This is a genomic window from Agreia sp. PsM10, assembly GCF_030433855.1.
Lineage (GTDB): Bacteria > Actinomycetota > Actinomycetes > Actinomycetales > Microbacteriaceae > Agreia.
Genome location: NZ_JARUXC010000094.1, coordinates 1 through 234 on the forward strand (window position 1 = coordinate 1; position 234 = coordinate 234).

General features: G+C 74.8%; 1 protein-coding gene. It reads left to right on the plus strand.

The genetic code is table 11. The features are described 5' to 3' along the window. Nucleotides 1-234 (plus strand): alcohol dehydrogenase catalytic domain-containing protein (locus QCD70_RS19140; protein ID WP_367316760.1); only part of this gene is annotated, 234 nt, incomplete at both ends.

Here is a 234-nt window from a genome sequence, read left to right on the forward strand (position 1 = left end):
CCCCGGCCTGACCTCCGTCGTCGAGGTGCCCGTGCCCACCGCCGGGCCCGCCGTCGTGCTGGTCAAGATCCGCGCGTGCGGCATCTGCGGCTCCGACGCGATGAACATCGCCATCGGCGGGCTCCCCGGTCGCGAGGGCCGGACCCCGCTCGGCCACGAACCCGCCGCCGAGGTCGTGGCGGTCGGCAGCGATGTTGTCGGCGTGAGCGTGGGCGACCACGTGGTCGTGAACCC